This window comes from Sphingomonas sanxanigenens DSM 19645 = NX02 (assembly GCF_000512205.2).
Classification (GTDB): Bacteria; Pseudomonadota; Alphaproteobacteria; order Sphingomonadales; family Sphingomonadaceae; genus Sphingomonas_D; species Sphingomonas_D sanxanigenens.
Window position 1 is genome coordinate 5,184,919 of record NZ_CP006644.1, and the last position, 13,073, is coordinate 5,197,991.

A 13,073-nucleotide genomic window follows, 5' to 3' on the forward strand; every position below is an offset into this window, starting at 1 on the left:
CCGACGCTATTTTCCGGCTTCGCCGGAAGCTCGCTGCGCTCGCCTCCACCCCAACCCCTCCTCTGAAGAGGAGGGGCCGATGACATCACTCCGTCCCAACCGCCTCGCGCAACGTCGCATAGCCCGCCGCGCGCAGCCGCTCCGCCAATCCCGTCGCGATCCGCTGCGCCAGCCCCGGCCCTTCATAGACCAGCGCGCTATACAACTGCACGAGGCTCGCCCCCGCCCCGATCCGCGCCCAGGCCGCGTCCGCCGAATCGATCCCGCCGGCCGCGATCAGCGGGACAGCGCCGTTCGTCGCCGCGCGGAAGTCGCGCAGGCGCTGGAGCGCCAGTTCGCGCAGCGGCGCGCCCGAGAGCCCGCCGGTCTCGCCGGCATGGCGCGACGTGAGCGCCGGGCGGCCGATCGTGGTGTTCGCGACGATCAGCGCATCGATGCCGCGCGCGACGACGACCGCGGCGATATCCTCGATGTCGGCCGGCTCCAGGTCGGGCGCGACCTTGAGGAAGATCGGCGTGGTACCCGTCCGCGCCTCGACCACCCGCGCCAGCAAGTCGTCCAGCGACGCGCGCGATTGCAGCGCGCGCAGCCCCGGCGTGTTGGGTGAGGAGATGTTGACGGTGAGATAATCCGCCACCGGTTCCATCGTGCGGACGCCCGCGACATAGTCGGCGATGCGATCCTCGCTGTCCTTGTTGGCGCCGATATTGACGCCGACGATGCCGCCGCGCCCGCGCCGTGCCGAAAGCCGTGCCCGCGCCGCCGCCTGGCCGCCATTGTTGAAGCCCATGCGGTTGATCACCGCGCGGTCCTCGACCAGCCGGAAGAGCCGCGGCCGCGGATTGCCCGCCTGCGGCCGCGGCGTCAGCGTGCCGACCTCGGCGAACCCGAATCCGAGCCCGAGAATCCCGCCCGGGCAGGCCGCATCCTTGTCGAACCCGGCGGCGAGGCCGACCGGATTGGGGAAATCGAGCCCGGCGACGCGGCTCGTGAGGATCGGATCCTGCTTCGGCGCCGCCTTGCCGTTCTGCAGCGCGAGCGCACGCACGGTCAGGCGATGCGCGCGCTCGGCATCGAGACGGAAGACCAGTGGACGGAGCAGCGAATAGGCGGGCATGCGCCCTCCTATGCCGCCGGAAACGCCGCGTCGAGGCCGGGTCGCGCGAGAATCAGTCTGTACTTGCAACCTTCTGACCGCCCACATTTTTATCCTTTTGGGCACGGCCGATGTCGAATTTATCCAATACGCAGTCACCGACTTCGCCTACAGCCGCCTTGCGACCCGAAGGGCTCCTTGGTTTCAAGGGGTTCTTTTACTCGGCCCAGCCGGCTTAGCCGGCTGGGCCGCTTTTCTTTTGTCGGCCCGCGGAGTAAAACGCGCCACAGAACCATATACGGGCGCAACGGTGGGAAACATTTCGTTGGACTATGCGGCTCCCGCCGAGGAGCTGCGGGACTATCTGTCCGTCTTCTACGAATTTCGCGCAGATGTGCCCGGGTTCGAGGATCTCGAACGCGCGGACCTGGCCCAGATTCGTTTCATGCTTTCCGGCGACGGCGAGATGACCTTTGCCGATGGCAATGTGCAGCAGCCCTTCCCCGTGACCATCGTCGGCCCCACTACCGGCATGACCAAGGTCACCGCGCGGGGGCCGTTGCGCATCTTCGGCGTCGGTCTGCTGCCGGCGGGATGGGGGGCGCTGATGGGGATCGAGGCATCCTCGATGGTCAACCGGCTGGTCGACGGCACCGAAATCTTCGGCAAGGGGCTGCTCGACGTCGCCGAGCGGATGCGCGGCGCCAACTCGCTCGATTCGCTGGTCGAGATCGGCAACGGTCTGATCCGCGAACTCGCGCGCCACGCGAAAGACAAGCCGTTCCAGTTCACCCGCATCGTCGACAATTGGCTGGCGAGCGACTTTTCGCCCGATGTCGAGGATCTGGTGATCGCAAGCGGCCTGTCGCGCCGGCAGGTCGAGCGCAACTGCAAACGCCTTTACGGCGCGCCGCCCAAGGTGCTCGCGCGCAAATATCGCGCGCTCAGGGCCGCGATCCACCTCGCCAAGGGTGAGGCGGACCTGCACGACCTCGTCGTCGAGGGCTTCTACGACCAGTCGCACTTCATCCGCGAGATCAAGCATTTCACCGGGGTGACGCCCAAGCGCATCCGGGACGATCTGCCGACCCTTGCGAAACTGACGTTGAAGCGGGGCGAACTGGCCGGCGAAGTGGCGCCGATCATCTACGAGACCTGAACCACAGGCCCCTCCCCCGCCATCACAAGGCTGCAATCAAGCCTTGACCCCAAGGGGCTTCGCGCCCACATGGCCAATCGGAACGATTCACTCCGATTTGGGATTGCGATGCGCCTTTCGAGCCTCGCCGACTATGCGGTCGTCATGCTCTCCGCCGCGGCCCGCCACCCCGGCGAGGCGCGGTTGAGCGCGACGCTGCTCGCCGACGAAACCGGCGTGCCGCTGCCCACCGCGCAGAAGCTGATGGGGCGGCTTGCCGTTTCCGGCCTGTTGCGCTCGGCGCGCGGCACCGGCGGCGGATTCTCGCTGGCGCGCAACCCGAACGAAATCACGCTCGCCGACATCATCGAAGCCGTGGAAGGGCCGATCGCATTGACCAGCTGTGTGGACGAAGCTCGCCACGATTGCGGATTGGAAACGGCCTGCAAGGTGCGGCCCCATTGGAATGCCGTGAACGGCGCGATCCGCGCCTCGCTGTCGGGCGTGAGCCTGGCCGCGCTCGCGGCGGAGACGAACTGATATGGCCACCAGGAACGCCGAGGCGCATGCCGCCGCCGAAAAGCTCGCCACCTATGAGTGGGGCTTCACCAGCGACATCGAACAGGATTTCGCGCCCAAGGGGCTGAGCGAGGACACGGTTCGCTTCATTTCGGCGAAGAAGAACGAGCCCGAATGGATGCTCGAATGGCGCCTGAAGGCCTATCGCCACTGGCTGACGATGACGCCGCCCGACTGGGCGAAGCTCAACGTGCCGGCGATCGACTATCAGGACGCCTATTATTACGCCGCCCCCAAGGCGAAGGAAAAGCTCGGCAGCCTCGACGAGGTCGATCCCGAGATCCTGCGCGTCTACGAGAAGCTGGGCATTCCAATCGAGGAGCAGAAGGTGCTCGCGGGCGTCGAGGGCGCGCGCCGGGTCGCCGTCGACGCGGTGTTCGACAGCGTCTCGGTCGCCACCACCTTCCGCAAGGAACTGGAGGCCGCCGGCGTCATCTTCCGCTCGATCAGCGAGGCGATCCGCGAATATCCGGATCTGGTGAGGAAGTGGCTCGGCAAGGTCGTGCCGATGCACGACAATTATTTCGCCACCTTGAACTGCGCGGTCTTTTCGGACGGCACCTTCGTCTACGTGCCCAAGGGCGTGCGCTGCCCCATGGAGCTGAGCACCTATTTCCGCATCAATGCGGAGAATACCGGCCAGTTCGAGCGGACGTTGATCGTCGCGGACGAGGGCAGCTACGTCTCCTACCTCGAAGGCTGCACCGCGCCGATGCGCGACGAGAACCAGCTCCACGCCGCGGTGGTGGAGCTGGTTGCGCTCGACGATGCCGAGATCAAATATTCGACGGTGCAGAACTGGTACCCGGGCGATGCCCAGGGCAAGGGCGGCATCTACAACTTCGTCACCAAGCGCGCGCTGTGCCAGGGCCGGAACAGCAAGGTGAGCTGGACGCAGGTGGAAACCGGCTCCGCGATCACCTGGAAATATCCGAGCTGCGTGCTCGCGGGCGAGAACAGCGTCGGCGAATTCTATTCGGTCGCGGTGACCAACAATTACCAGCAGGCCGATACCGGCACCAAGATGATCCACCTCGGCAAGGGATCGCGCTCGACGATCGTGTCGAAGGGCATCTCGGCGGGGAAGAGCAACAACACCTATCGCGGCCTCGTCCGCGTCGGCCCGACCGCAGAGGGCGTGCGCAACTTCACCCAGTGCGACTCGCTGCTGCTGGGGAGCGAATGCGGCGCGCACACCGTGCCCTATATCGAGGTGCGCAATCCTTCCGCGCAGATCGAGCATGAGGCGACGACCAGCAAGATCAGCGACGACCAGCTGTTCTACGCGATGAGCCGCGGGCTGGACCAGGAAGCCGCGGTCGCGCTGATCGTCAACGGCTTCGCGCGCGAGGTGCTGCAGCAGCTGCCGATGGAGTTCGCGGTCGAGGCGCAGAAGCTGCTGGGGATCTCGCTGGAAGGATCGGTGGGGTGATGCCGGGCTCCTCAGACTCAACCCCTCCCCTTCAGGGGAGGGGCAAGGGGTGGGGCATGGCCGAAGCCACGCTCGACCGGTTGGGCGAGCATGCCCGGCAGATGCGCAAGGCGCCGACCGAACCGGAGAAGCGCCTCTGGCGCCATCTCTCGCGTTCGCAACTCAACGGTTACAAATTCCGGCGGCAATCGGTCATCGGGCCCCATATCGCTGACTTCCTGTGCCCCCAAAAGGCACTTGTCGTCGAGGTCGATGGTGACACACACAGCGATCCGGCTGCTGACCAGCGCCGGGATCGTACACTCACGACACTTGGGTACACGGTCGTCCACGTCGCCAATCACGACGTCATGACCAATATGGATGGTGTCCTGAGCAATTTGGTCAACGTGCTCGATGGTCTTGCAGACCGTTGGCCCTCTGCCCCACCCCAACCCCTCCCCTGAAGGGGAGGGGCTTTATCTGCTCCCGCTCCGGACAAGTCGAAAGTTCGAGAAGAATGCTGAAGATCGAAAACCTCCACGCCGAAATCGACGGCAAGCCGATCCTCAAGGGGCTGACGCTCAGCCTCAACGCGGGCGAGATCCACGCGATCATGGGCCCCAACGGCGCGGGCAAGTCGACGCTGGCCTACACGCTCGGCGGCCGCCCCGGTTACGAAGTGACCGGCGGTACGGTGGACTTCAACGGTGCCGACCTGCTCGACATGGCGCCGCACGAGCGCGCCGCCGCCGGCCTGTTCCTCGGCTTCCAATATCCGGTCGAGATCCCCGGCGTCTCCAACGTCCAGTTCCTGCGCGAGGCGCTCAATGCGCAGCGCAGGGGCCGCGGTGAGCCGGCGCTGTCGGGCGCCGAGTTCCTCCGCGTCGCGCGCACCCAGGCCGATGCGCTGGGGCTGGCGCAGGACATGCTCAAGCGGGCGGTGAATGTCGGTTTCTCGGGCGGCGAGAAGAAGCGCGCCGAGATGGTGCAGATGGGGATCATCGATCCCAGGCTGGCGATCCTCGACGAAACCGACAGCGGCCTCGACATCGACGCGCTGCGCGTGGTGGGCGACGGCATCAACCGGATCATGCGCAAGCCCGACAAGGCGGTGCTGCTGATCACCCATTATCAGCGCCTGCTCGACTATGTGAAGCCGGACTTCGTCCATGTGCTGAGCGCCGGCCGCATCGTCCGCTCGGGCGGCCCCGAACTGGCGCTGGAGCTGGAGCGCGAGGGCTATCGGGACATCGCGGCGTGATCGACACCGCCCTTCCCACCCGCAAGGCCGAGGCGTGGCGCTACAGCGACGTCGATGCGCTCGCCGGCATCTGGCCGACCCCCGGCGCCGAGATCATCTCGGTGCCCGCCGGCGAATCGGTGTCGCGCCTGATCATCCAGGACGCGCCCACCGACGCGCCGATCGTGCAGGATTATGAAGTCGTCCTCGCCGCCGGCGCCACGGCGACCTTCCACATCCTCAACGCCGGCGGGCGGCTGGGCCGGATCGCGATCGACGTGACGTTGCACGAAGGCGCGCATTTCGAGCTGGGCGCGGCGATGCTGGGCAGTGGGCAGCAGACGGTGGAGATCGTCACCACCGTCACCCATGCCGAGCCCAATGCGACCAGCAACCAGGTGGTCCGCTCGATCCTCGGCGGGCGGGCGACGGGCAATTATCTCGGCAAGGTCGCGGTCGCGCGCGATGCGCAGAAGACCGATGCCAGCCAGTCGGTGAAGGCGATGCTGCTCGATCGCACCGCGACCGCCAACGCCAAGCCCGAACTGGAGATCTTCGCGGACGATGTGAAGTGCGCGCATGGCGCCACCGTCGGCGAACTGGACGCACAGGCTTTGTTCTACCTCGCCAGCCGCGGCCTGCCTCCGGCCGAGGCGAAGCGGCTGCTGCTGGAGGCGTTCGTCGCCGCGGTGTTCGCGGATATCCCGGACGAGGCGGACAAGGCGAAGGTCGATGCGGCATTGGCCAAGGCGCTGGAGTCTTTGCTGTGACGAGGGCAACCAAGCCGTTCGTGCCGAGCGAAGTCGAGGCTCATGGTATGCGCGCCCAAAGTCCCTCGACTTCGCTCGGGACGAACGGTGCTGCACTGGATCACCTGTCCGACTTCCCCGCCATCCCCGCCGGCTGGGCCTATCTCGACACCGCCGCCACCGCGCAGAAGCCGCGCCCGGTGATCGCCGCGATCGATGCCGCCTATGCGCAGACCTATGCGACGGTCCATCGCGGCGTCTATGCGCGCTCGGCGGACATGACGCTGGCGTATGAGGCCGCGCGTCGTCGCGTTGCCGGCTTCATCGGTGCGGCGTCCGAGAACGAGATCGTCTTCGTCCGCGGCGCGACCGAGGGGATCAACCTCGTCGCGCAGAGCTGGGGGCTTTCGCACCTCAAGCCCGGCGACCGCGTACTGCTGTCGATGCTCGAGCATCACAGCAACATCGTGCCGTGGCAGCTCATCCAGGAGCGCACCGGCATCGTCATCGACGCCTGCCCGCTGACCGAGGATGGCCGCATCGATCTCGACGCGGCGGAAGCGATGCTGACGCCGGCGCACAAGCTGGTCGCGCTCGCACATGTCTCCAACGTGCTCGGCTCGATCCTCGACGTGAAGCGCGCCGCGAAGCTGGCGCATGCCGTGGGCGCGAAGCTGCTGCTCGACGGCTGCCAGGCGGTACCGCGGCTGCCGGTGAATGTCGGCGAGATCGGCTGCGACTTCTACGTTTTCTCCGGCCACAAGCTTTACGGCCCGACCGGCATCGGCGTGCTGTGGGCGCGCGCCGAATTCCTAGATGCGATGCCGCCCTGGCAGGGCGGCGGCGCGATGATCGACCGGGTGAGCTTCAGCGGCACGACCTATGCCCCGCCGCCGGCACGGTTCGAGGCGGGGACGCCGCACATCGTCGGCACGCTCGGCCTCCACGCCGCGATCGACTATGTCGAGGCGATCGGCCTGCCGGCGATCCATGCGCATGAGACCGCGCTGGTGACGGCGGCGCGCGAGATGCTGGGCGCGCAGAACAGCGTGCGGCTGTTCGGACCCGATGATTCGGCGGGGATCGTCAGCTTCGCGATCGAAGGGGTGCATCCGCACGACATCGGCACCATATTGGACGAGAACCAGGTGGCGATCCGCGCCGGGCATCACTGCGCCCAGCCGCTGATGGAGCATCTGGGCGTGCCGGCGACTGCGCGAGCGAGCTTCGGCGTGTACAACAATCTCAAGGATGTCGAGCGGCTCGCCGCTGGCATCGAGCGGGTGGCGAGAATATTCGGATGAGCGAAGGCAACGGCATCAGGATCGACGAGGTCGAGCATGTGGCGCCCCCGCCCAAGGCGCGGGTGGACGAGGAGGGCGCGCGCAAGCGCGACTATCTCGACGGCTTCCTCACCACCACGCCCGAGGAGCTCGGCGCGGGGGAGCCCGGCGGCGACGTCTATGACGGCGTGATCGAGGCGCTGAAGGAGATTTTCGACCCCGAGATTCCGGTCAACATCTACGATCTCGGCCTGATCTACGGCGTCGACATCAGCGGTGGCCATGCCGTGGTGACGATGACGCTGACCACGCCGCATTGCCCGGTCGCCGAATCGATGCCCGGTGAAGTCGAACTGCGCGTCGGCGCGGTTCCGGGTGTCGGCAGCGCCGAGGTCAACCTCGTCTGGGATCCGCCCTGGGATCCGCAGAAGATGTCCGACGAAGCCAAGCTGGAGCTCGGAATGCTATGAGCGACGTCAAGACCCGCACCCGTCCCGCCGCGATCCTGCTGACCCCCTCCGCCGAGGCGCGCATCACGCATCTGATGGCGCAGGCCCCCGAAGACGCGATCGGCGTCAAGCTTTCGACGCCCCGCCGCGGCTGTTCGGGCCTTGCCTATTCGGTCGATTATGTGAGCGAGGCCAATGGCTTCGACGAGCGCATCGAGACGCCCGGCGGCACCTTCTTCGTCGACGGCGCATCGATCCTCTACCTGATCGGCAGCACGATGGACTGGGTGGAGGATGATTTCACCGCCGGCTTCGTGTTCAACAATCCCAACGCCAAGGGCAGCTGCGGCTGCGGCGAGAGCTTTACGGTCTGATTGCTGCGGCGCTGGGTTCGAAGATCATCCCTCTCCGTGTAGTGCCTCAAGCGCGCACCTCCGCCACCGGCGCATGCCAGGCCGGCGGCACCAGCGCCACGCCCGGATCCATCGGTAGCGAACGGACCGGGCGCGCGGTGATCGCACGCGCCTGTGCCGCGGCGGTCGGCCGGAACAACGCCCGATCGCGCGCGACCAGCGCCTCGATCGCGCTCATCAGCACGCGCACGCGCGGATAGCCCGCCAGATCCTTGTGCACCGCCAGCCAATAGGTGCGCTCGAACATCGCCTCCGCCGCCAGCACGCGTTCAAGCGGCGGGGTGGCGTCCGCGACGAAGCAGGGCAAGGCAGCCAGCGCATAGCCGCCCAGCGCCGCGCCCAATTGCGCGGTCATGCTCGTCGTGCGGTAGCGCACGCTCTCTTCGGCAACGCCGGACAGCATGTCCAGTTCGGGGGTGAACAGCAATTCCCGGATATAGCCGCACCAGGTTTCGCCCGACAGATCGTCGCGGCTCGCCGGGCGGTCCCGCAGCGCGAAATAGGCGGGCGATGCGTAGACGCCGAATTCGAGGTCGGTGAGCTTCTTGTAGCGGACGTCGCCGGTGACCGGCCGATCGAGGCAGATCACGAGGTCGACCTCGCGCGCGGCCAGCGAGAAGGATCGCGGCAGCGCGACCAGCTCGATCTCCAGCCCCGGATGCGCGCTGGTCAGTGCGCACAGCCTGGGCGCGAGATAATGCGCGCCGAATTCCTCGGTGGTGCCGATCCGGACCGGCCCCTCGATGCGGTCGCGCTCACCCGACAGGCTGAGGATCTCGCGCAATATGATCGATTCGAGCTTCTCGGCGGATGCCTTGAGCTTCGCGCCTTCGGCGGTCAGCGAGAGCCGGCGGCCGGCGCGCTCGAACAACTGGACGCCCGCCTCGCGCTCCAGCCGCGCGATGCGTCGGCTGATCGTCGAATGATCGAGGCAAAGCATGTTGGTCGCCCCGATCATCGTGCCCTCACGCGCCACATGAAGGAAAATGCGGATGTCGCTCCATTCCATCGATCGCTCCGGTTCTGGCCTGGTCGACGACATCGGTGCCGGCGATGGGCGCGACCCGGACGCAACGATGGGAGCCGCGCCCGGGCCGGTGCCGCGCGCCGAGCGGCCGCCAAAAGCGGCGGTTCCGATCGGCCGCATCGGTAAGAGAGGCTTATCGAAGGCGGTCCATCCTGGCCCGTAAATTGAGGTTAAGGCCGGTTGTCCCGCGATCCGCCGGTGGTTTCGCCCCGCAAAGCATGATGCCGGCCAGCGTCGGGCGGCGCGGGGCGATTCTGCACAAGCCCCGTTCCTTATCTTCGATTGTCGCCGGGCCCGATCGGGCGACACTGGCCCTCCGACAAGGAGGACGGTATTTCATGGCGAAGAAGCACACGGCGCGATGCGCCTGCGGAACGGTTACGTTCGCGTTCGACACCGATCCCGATTTCATCGCGGTCTGCCACTGCCTCGACTGCAAGAAGGCGTCGGGCGGAGAGGCCGCGACCTGGTTCGGCATCCCCGAGGATGATTTCACGCTGACCGGCGGCAGAACCAGCGCCTTTTCCTACGTCGCGGACTCGGGCCAGACGCTCGACCGGAATTTCTGCCCGCAATGCGGCGCACGACTCTACACCAGCAACCTCCAGAGCTTTCCCGGGCTGGTATTCGTCCAGCTCGGCAGCCTCGACGACCCCTCGTTCATCACCCCCAAGCTGGAAATGTATGTGAAGCGCCGCCTGCCATGGGTGACGCCGCTCGACATGCCGCAGTTCGAGGCGATGCCGGATTGACTGCGGTCACATCTATTCACCGCCATTTACCCGCGGGCACCGCGCCGTTGGCTTATCATCCCGCCGGGGAAGCAGGCCGCGGCCGCATGGCGCGCACGTCCGCCCGTTCACCGATCGAACCGCTCTGCCAGGAGGTCATATGTCCAAGCGAATCGTGCTCATCGTCGGCTCAAACGCGACCCGGATCGAGATCCAGGGCGGCGGCACCGGGCCCACCGGCCAATATCTGAACGAGACGGTGGTGCCCGCGATGGCGCTGATCGATGCCGGCTACGACATCGTGCTCGCCACGCCGGACGGCAGCAGGCCGTTCATCGATCCGGCATCCGACAAGGCCGCGCATTTCGACGACGAGGCGGCCTACCGGCGCGCCCGCGCCTTCTATGACGACGACCCCGCGATGAACGATGTGAAGACGCTCCGCGCGGTGATCGACGGCGGGCTGGACCGCTATGCCGGCATGTTCGTGCCGGGCGGCCAGGCGCCGGTCGTGGACCTGATGCAGAGCGAGGCGCTGGGCGAGATCCTGCGCCATTTCCATGCCGCCGCGAAGCCGACCGCGCTGCTGTGCCACGGACCCATCGCGACGCTGGCGGCGCTGCCGAGAACCAGGGACTATCGCGCCGCGCTGATCGCCGGCGATAGCGCCAGGGCGGCCGAGGCCGCGAAGGACTGGCCTTATGAAGGCTATCGGATGACGGTGTTCTCGGCGAGCGAGGAGAAGCCGATCGAGGAACAGATCCTGCACGGCACGCTCTATTTCACCATGCCCGACGCGCTGGGTGGTGCCGGCGGCATCGTCAGCCGCGGCGATGTGGATTTCGAGCCCTATGTGGTCGAGGATCGCGAACTGATCACCGGCCAGAACCCGCGATCGGACCATCCGCTGGCCGCCACGCTGATCGCCGCGCTCGATCGCGCGACCGTGCCGGCCTGACGTCCAAGGCGGCGCGCACCCTCATCCGTCGGGCCCTCATCCATCGGGCGCCGCGCCGCCGAAGCGGCGGAACGCGGCAACCAGATGGTCGAACAGCGCGGCGATACGCGGCAGGGCGCGCAGATTCTCGTGCGTGACGATCCAGGTGTCGAGCGTTGCCGCCACCAGATCGGGCAGCACCGCGCAGAGCGCCGGATCGGCCAGCGCCACCGGGCGCTGCACCACGCCGATGCCGAGCCCCGCGCGGATCGCCGCGAGCTGCGCGGGGTGGCTGTCCGTCCGGATCATGAAGCGGCTGCGATCGAGATCGGGAAAGACCTGCGCGACGACCGCGAGATCGGATAGCGCGCGATCGGGCCCGATCATGTCGTGCGTGGCGAGATCGGCCAGGGTCACGGGGGTGCCGCGGCGCGCGAGATAGTCGCGATGCGCGAACAGCCCCAGCGGGATCGACGGCACTTTCGCCGCGACCAGCGCTTCCTGCCGTGGCGGATGCATGCGCACCGCGATGTCGACCTCCTGTTCGAGCAGGTCGGCCGCGCTGTTGCTGAGCACCAGTTCGATGCGCAGATCGGGATGGCTGCGCCGCAACGGTGCCAGCATCGCCGGCAGCACCGCGACGCCGACGAAGTCCGAAACGCCGAGGCGGACGACCCCCGCCGGCACATCCACCGCCGCCGATGCGAGGCGCGCGAACGCATCCGACGCGTGCGCCATCGCCCGTGCCGCCGCTCCCAGTGCGCGCGCCTGCGCGGTCGGCGTCAGCCCGCGCACCGATCGTGTGAACAAGGTGGTGCCGAGCGCCTGTTCCAGCGCCGCGACACGCGCGCGGACGGTGGGCTGCGCGACGCCGAGCGCCCGCGCCGCCGCCGACAGGCTGCCACCGTCGAGCACCGCCAGAAAGGCGCGCTGGTCTTCCCAGTCGATCCGTTGATTCATCATTTTCATGCCAGCCGCTGGAGCTATTTCGACAATATTCTTCGAACGCGCCGACCGCCATCCTTCGCGTGAAGGAGACGAAGAATGGATACGAAACCGACGGCATTGGTGTTGGGCGTGACCGGCGGCATCGGCGGCGCGACCGCGACCGCGCTGCTGCGCCATGGCTGGAATGTGGTGGCGCTGGTGCGCGATCCGGGCAAAAGGGCGCTGCTGCCGTCCACCGACCCCCTTGCGGGCATTGCCTGGGTGAAGGGCGACGCCGCCGATCCGGACGCGGTGCGCCGCGCGGCGGCGGGTGCGCAGGCAATCGTCCACGCGGTCAATCCGCCGGGCTATCGGGACTGGGGCCGGCTGGTCCTGCCCATGATCGACAGCAGCATCGCCGCAGCCCGTGCCACCGGTGCCCGCATCGTGCTGCCCGGCACGATCTACAATTACGGGCCCGACGCCTTTCCCGATCTGATCGAGGATTCGCCGCAGAACCCGTTGACCGAAAAGGGCCGGATCCGCGTCGCGCTCGAACGCCGGCTGGAGGCGGCGAGCATGGGGGGCGTGCCGGTGCTGATCGTGCGGTTCGGCGACTTCTTCGGCGGCGGATCGGGCAACAACTGGTTCCGGCAGGGGCTGGTGACGCCGGGCAAGCGCCTGGCCGCGATCACCGATCCGGGCCGCAAGGGGGTTGGCCATGCCTGGGCCTATCTGCCCGACGCGGCCGAGACGATCGCGCAGTTGCTGGACCGCGCCGATACGCTCGATCGCTTCGCCCACTTCCACTTCGCCGGCCACTGGGATGCCGATGGCGGCGCGATGATCCGCGCGATCGCGACCGCGCTCGGCCGGCCGGACGTGCCGGTGAAGCGGCTGCCCTGGCCGCTGCTCGGCCTCGCCGGGGTCGTCCGGCAGATGCCGCGCGAACTCTACCGCATGCGCTATCTGTGGCGCACGCCGATCCGGCTCGACAACCGGCGGCTGGTTTCCGTCCTCGGCAGCGAGCCGCACACGCCGCTGGCCGAGGCGGTGAAGACCACGCTCGACGCGCTCGACGTGCGCTGAC

Annotated in this window: 15 protein-coding genes; 12 read left to right on the top strand and 3 right to left on the bottom strand. The window is 67.5% G+C overall.

Annotation, left to right across the window (positions count from 1 at the left end):
* Positions 1–85 precede the first annotated feature (85 nt).
* On the bottom strand, positions 86–1,117 hold the full coding sequence (locus tag NX02_RS23715) for a quinone-dependent dihydroorotate dehydrogenase (RefSeq protein WP_025294649.1): 1,032 nt from the start codon (positions 1,115–1,117) through the stop codon (positions 86–88).
* A 304-nt stretch (positions 1,118–1,421) separates the two neighbouring features.
* On the opposite strand from NX02_RS23715, the gene NX02_RS23720 reads away from it, so the two are divergent.
* The 9 genes from NX02_RS23720 (at position 1,422) to NX02_RS23760 (ending at position 8,322) form a co-directional block, all read left to right on the top strand.
* Positions 1,422–2,255 (top strand): helix-turn-helix domain-containing protein, encoded by an 834-nt coding sequence (locus tag NX02_RS23720; protein ID WP_025294650.1) that lies wholly within the window; start codon positions 1,422–1,424, stop codon positions 2,253–2,255.
* Between the two features lie 108 nt (positions 2,256–2,363).
* On the top strand, positions 2,364–2,774 hold the full coding sequence (locus tag NX02_RS23725; RefSeq protein WP_025294651.1) for an SUF system Fe-S cluster assembly regulator: 411 nt from the start codon (positions 2,364–2,366) through the stop codon (positions 2,772–2,774).
* 1 nt (position 2,775) lies between these two features.
* Positions 2,776–4,245 carry a Fe-S cluster assembly protein SufB gene (gene sufB, locus NX02_RS23730; RefSeq protein WP_025294652.1) on the top strand — a complete coding sequence of 490 codons (1,470 nt, stop codon included), beginning with the start codon at positions 2,776–2,778 and terminating at the stop codon, positions 4,243–4,245.
* Positions 4,246–4,301: 56 nt separating this feature from the next.
* On the top strand, positions 4,302–4,691 hold the full coding sequence (locus NX02_RS23735; RefSeq protein WP_245648683.1) for an endonuclease domain-containing protein: 390 nt from the start codon (positions 4,302–4,304) through the stop codon (positions 4,689–4,691).
* A gap of 53 nt (positions 4,692–4,744) precedes the next feature.
* Complete coding sequence (sufC, locus tag NX02_RS23740; protein ID WP_025294653.1) at positions 4,745–5,488, top strand: Fe-S cluster assembly ATPase SufC; 744 nt, start codon at positions 4,745–4,747, stop codon at positions 5,486–5,488.
* Positions 5,485–6,237: a SufD family Fe-S cluster assembly protein gene (locus tag NX02_RS23745; protein ID WP_025294654.1), complete on the top strand. Its 753-nt coding sequence runs from the start codon at positions 5,485–5,487 to the stop codon at positions 6,235–6,237. The genes sufC and NX02_RS23745 overlap by 4 nt, the downstream gene beginning before the upstream one ends.
* 47 nt (positions 6,238–6,284) lie before the next feature.
* Complete coding sequence (locus NX02_RS23750) at positions 6,285–7,520, top strand: cysteine desulfurase (RefSeq protein ID WP_025294655.1); 1,236 nt, start codon at positions 6,285–6,287, stop codon at positions 7,518–7,520.
* Positions 7,517–7,969, top strand: coding sequence for an SUF system Fe-S cluster assembly protein (locus NX02_RS23755; protein ID WP_025294656.1), 453 nt, complete (start codon positions 7,517–7,519; stop codon positions 7,967–7,969). Before NX02_RS23750 ends, NX02_RS23755 begins: the two co-directional genes overlap by 4 nt.
* Positions 7,966–8,322, top strand: a complete 357-nt coding sequence (locus NX02_RS23760) for a HesB/IscA family protein (RefSeq protein WP_025294657.1) — start codon at positions 7,966–7,968, stop codon at positions 8,320–8,322. The genes NX02_RS23755 and NX02_RS23760 overlap by 4 nt, the downstream gene beginning before the upstream one ends.
* Positions 8,323–8,368: 46 nt before the next feature.
* On the opposite strand, the gene NX02_RS23765 is transcribed toward NX02_RS23760, so the two are convergent.
* The gene (locus NX02_RS23765) at positions 8,369–9,370 is read right to left on the bottom strand and encodes a LysR family transcriptional regulator (RefSeq protein ID WP_053000703.1); all 1,002 of its coding nucleotides are present in this window, start codon (positions 9,368–9,370) and stop codon (positions 8,369–8,371) included.
* Positions 9,371–9,726: 356 nt separating this feature from the next.
* On the opposite strand from NX02_RS23765, the gene NX02_RS23770 reads away from it, so the two are divergent.
* On the top strand, positions 9,727–10,140 hold the full coding sequence (locus NX02_RS23770; protein ID WP_025294659.1) for a GFA family protein: 414 nt from the start codon (positions 9,727–9,729) through the stop codon (positions 10,138–10,140).
* Between the two features lie 139 nt (positions 10,141–10,279).
* A complete protein-coding gene (locus NX02_RS23775) occupies positions 10,280–11,077 on the top strand; it encodes a type 1 glutamine amidotransferase domain-containing protein (protein WP_025294660.1) in 798 nt (265 codons plus the stop codon).
* Positions 11,078–11,113: 36 nt separating this feature from the next.
* On the opposite strand, the gene NX02_RS23780 is transcribed toward NX02_RS23775, so the two are convergent.
* Complete coding sequence (locus tag NX02_RS23780; RefSeq protein WP_245648684.1) at positions 11,114–12,019, bottom strand: LysR family transcriptional regulator; 906 nt, start codon at positions 12,017–12,019, stop codon at positions 11,114–11,116.
* Positions 12,020–12,100: 81 nt separating this feature from the next.
* On the opposite strand from NX02_RS23780, the gene NX02_RS23785 reads away from it, so the two are divergent.
* Positions 12,101–13,072 (top strand): NAD(P)H-binding protein, encoded by a 972-nt coding sequence (locus NX02_RS23785; RefSeq protein WP_025294662.1) that lies wholly within the window; start codon positions 12,101–12,103, stop codon positions 13,070–13,072.
* Position 13,073 lies beyond the last annotated feature (1 nt).

Bases quoted from the DNA above. Each gene is read 5' to 3' on its own strand.
- NX02_RS23725 (WP_025294651.1), top strand. From the start codon at position 2,364: ATGCGCCTTTCGAGCCTCGCCGACTATGCGGTCGTCATGCTCTCCGCC.
- NX02_RS23715 (WP_025294649.1), bottom strand. From the start codon at position 1,117: ATGCCCGCCTATTCGCTGCTCCGTCCACTGGTCTTCCGTCTCGATGCC.
- NX02_RS23780 (WP_245648684.1), bottom strand. From the start codon at position 12,019: ATGATGAATCAACGGATCGACTGGGAAGACCAGCGCGCCTTTCTGGCG.
- NX02_RS23765 (WP_053000703.1), bottom strand. From the start codon at position 9,370: ATGGAATGGAGCGACATCCGCATTTTCCTTCATGTGGCGCGTGAGGGC.
- NX02_RS23775 (WP_025294660.1), top strand. From the start codon at position 10,280: ATGTCCAAGCGAATCGTGCTCATCGTCGGCTCAAACGCGACCCGGATC.
- NX02_RS23770 (WP_025294659.1), top strand. From the start codon at position 9,727: ATGGCGAAGAAGCACACGGCGCGATGCGCCTGCGGAACGGTTACGTTC.
- NX02_RS23785 (WP_025294662.1), top strand. From the start codon at position 12,101: ATGGATACGAAACCGACGGCATTGGTGTTGGGCGTGACCGGCGGCATC.
- NX02_RS23735 (WP_245648683.1), top strand. From the start codon at position 4,302: ATGGCCGAAGCCACGCTCGACCGGTTGGGCGAGCATGCCCGGCAGATG.
- sufC (WP_025294653.1), top strand. From the start codon at position 4,745: ATGCTGAAGATCGAAAACCTCCACGCCGAAATCGACGGCAAGCCGATC.
- sufB (WP_025294652.1), top strand. From the start codon at position 2,776: ATGGCCACCAGGAACGCCGAGGCGCATGCCGCCGCCGAAAAGCTCGCC.
- NX02_RS23760 (WP_025294657.1), top strand. From the start codon at position 7,966: ATGAGCGACGTCAAGACCCGCACCCGTCCCGCCGCGATCCTGCTGACC.
- NX02_RS23755 (WP_025294656.1), top strand. From the start codon at position 7,517: ATGAGCGAAGGCAACGGCATCAGGATCGACGAGGTCGAGCATGTGGCG.
- NX02_RS23750 (WP_025294655.1), top strand. From the start codon at position 6,285: ATGCGCGCCCAAAGTCCCTCGACTTCGCTCGGGACGAACGGTGCTGCA.